2 protein-coding genes and 1 pseudogene are annotated in these 2,494 nt (G+C 59.7%); all 3 read right to left on the bottom strand.

What is annotated here, in order from left to right:
- Nucleotides 1–78 precede the first annotated feature (78 nt).
- On the bottom strand, nucleotides 79–666 hold the full coding sequence (locus IGS51_RS16775) for a YdcF family protein (RefSeq protein WP_297079966.1): 588 nt from the start codon (nucleotides 664–666) through the stop codon (nucleotides 79–81).
- Nucleotides 667–944: 278 nt separating this feature from the next.
- Complete coding sequence (locus IGS51_RS16770; protein WP_297079965.1) at nucleotides 945–1,997, bottom strand: bifunctional heptose 7-phosphate kinase/heptose 1-phosphate adenyltransferase; 1,053 nt, start codon at nucleotides 1,995–1,997, stop codon at nucleotides 945–947.
- A gap of 15 nt (nucleotides 1,998–2,012) precedes the next feature.
- Nucleotides 2,013–2,494: pseudogene (locus tag IGS51_RS16765) on the bottom strand (hypothetical protein); the annotation flags it as partial.

Genomic DNA, 2,494 nt, shown 5'->3' with positions numbered 1-2,494 from the left:
GGAGAAGGGGCTGGGGGATGAGGGCAACCTTGCAGAACTGGGATGCGCCCGATCAAGGCGACCGATTTTTGGCTGAGGCTAGTCTTGAAAGTAGCGGCCTAGCGTCGCGCCCGTGTGCCCCGTCGTCACCCACAGCACGGCTCTGGCGGCATCTCGCACCACCTTATCAGTCGTTTCGGCAGGCTGCGTCGAAGGCACTTCCACTGGCTTAAACTCAATACCCCGGCTACCCAAGACAATTTTGCCAATCACCCAGGCGCGACGCATGTGGTAGTCAGACGTAATTAGGTAAATGCTGCTGATGCCCTGGGATTCAAACTCATCTACCAGCGTTGTGAAGTTGGTGAGGGTATCCACTGCTCGATAGTCCAACCGGAGGCGATCGCGCTCAATTCCCGCCTCCCTAAACACCCATTCCGCATATTCTGGATTGCTGCCCGACGAAATCCAAACGGGCAGATCGGGATGCTTTCGAGCAAACTCTGCCGCAAACTGCTCTCGCGCCGTTGACCCACCCAACACCAGCACCGCCTCTGGCTCTCGCAGCAAAGCCCTGACCTCCTTGAGCGCAATATAGCCCAGCCCCAAAACCAGGGCAAAACCCAGCAGTTTGGCAAGCCCAAATTGCCGCTGGCGACGACGAGTGGTAGGAAAGATAGAAGACATGGCGCAGCGTAATGCAAATCCGAAGCAATCTTACTTGAGAGAACCCTTAAAAGGTAACCAGCCAAACCTTTTTCCGCAATCCCAATGGGCATGGGAACTTGCCTCACCGCACTTTATGGGTGCGATTTGGTGCGATTGTCTCTTCGCAGACGGTGGCTCCGCAGACGGTGGCTCCGCAGACGGTGACTCCGCAGACGGTGACTCAAGTGCTTACACTCTATCGCATCACTTTAGGGCAGATCCCAACAGGCTACAGAAATCTTTCGATTATTAGCGGGTTACTGGCTGGCTTCCACCAGGCTCCGGAGGGCAGCTTTCATTTCCGCCACGCTGGTCGTAGCTGTACCAAATTGACGGACAACAATGCTGGCGGCCAAGTTGCCCAGGATTGCCGCTTCTACGGGCGTTGCGCCGACGATTAGCCCCAGCGTCAGCGCCGCCACCACTGTATCTCCCGCGCCCGTCACGTCAAACACGTCCGTCCGGTTAAACGCAGGAACATGGTGCTGGGAACCGTCCTGGCTAAACAGGCTCATGCCCTCCTCGCCGCGAGTAATCAGCATGTGCTGGGCGCGGGTCAGACGCAGCAGATCCGCTCCTGCCTGGGCAAGGCGATTCCTAGAAGGAGCGCTTCGCGAATCGCCCCCTGTAATTCCATAGCCTACGGCTTTCTCTGCTTCCGGCAGATTGGGCGTGAAAACCGTGGCTCCAGCAAAGCGATGCAGGTCGATCTGGGTATCCACGACACAGAGAGAATGCTGCAAGGCGGCCTCGATCACCGGGGCACTCAGCACGCCGTCGCCATAGTCCGAGCAGACCACCGCATCTACGGTATTGAGGTGCTGCCGAATATAGTCCGCCAGCGCCAACTGCAAGTCTGGGTCGGCGGGCGCGTCGGACTTGCGATCGACCCGCACGATCTGCTGCGTCACAGACTGACGAGCATGGCCGGAAATGCGCGTTTTGGTAACCGTGGGGCGATCGCCATCCAGCAAAATGCCGCCCGTGTCGATGCCTGCCGCCTCGAAAATGCGCCGCAGCACTGCCCCCTGCTCGTCTTTGCCCACCAGCCCGACGGCCTTGACCTGCGCCCCCAGTTTCGCCAGGTTATAGACCGCGTTTGCGCCGCCGCCGGGAATTTGCCGCGTTTCCTCGTGCCGCAGGATCAGCACCGGAGCCTCCCGCGACAGCCGCTCCACCTGCCCCGTCAGAAACTCGTCTAGCGTCAGGTCACCCGCTACCATGACCCGCGCCTCGGTAAACCGATCCATCAGCGCGTTCAGTCGGGGGGCGATCGCCCGCAGGTGTTCCAGAAACGCTGCCTCTACCATGCGCTTGTCTCCTCTCTAGCTGGCAGGCGACGGAGCGGGTGCAGGCAGGTCTGGGCAGCGCTCATTTTCCTGCGAATATTTCACTTCAAACAAATAGGGACGAGTTTCGCCTGTGGTGTTTTCAATTGGGCGAGTCCGCACGACGGCGATCGCATCGGCGTTCAAAATGCCGTAGCCAGAACTCCGCAGCAGCGTCGGCGGCTGCACCTGCTTGCCTTCGGCATCTACCACCACACCAACCACTGCCGACGGCACTTTATCTTCATCCAGCTCTAGCTGAAGCAGGCAAGCATTCAGCGGCAGTTCGACGGCAATCTCGCGGGGTCGCACGTCATCGGGATCGGGAATTTGCACACCGCGCTGGTTAAACCAGGCAATGTAGGCCAGATTTGCGTCCGATGCTTCGGTTCCCTGCGGGTTGTAGGCAAACAGTTCCGGGCGATCGCGCTGGAGGGCTGCGAGCTGCTGAGCAGGCGACAGGGCGGGCGCGGTCGGGG

The organism is Thermoleptolyngbya sp. M55_K2018_002, from assembly GCF_015295965.1.
Classification (GTDB): Bacteria; Cyanobacteriota; Cyanobacteriia; order Elainellales; family Elainellaceae; genus Thermoleptolyngbya; species Thermoleptolyngbya sichuanensis.
This window is presented reverse-complemented; position numbering and strand designations above follow the sequence as displayed.

Bases quoted from the DNA above. Each gene is read 5' to 3' on its own strand.
- IGS51_RS16770 (WP_297079965.1), bottom strand. From the start codon at position 1,997: ATGGTAGAGGCAGCGTTTCTGGAACACCTGCGGGCGATCGCCCCCCGA.
- IGS51_RS16775 (WP_297079966.1), bottom strand. From the start codon at position 666: ATGTCTTCTATCTTTCCTACCACTCGTCGTCGCCAGCGGCAATTTGGG.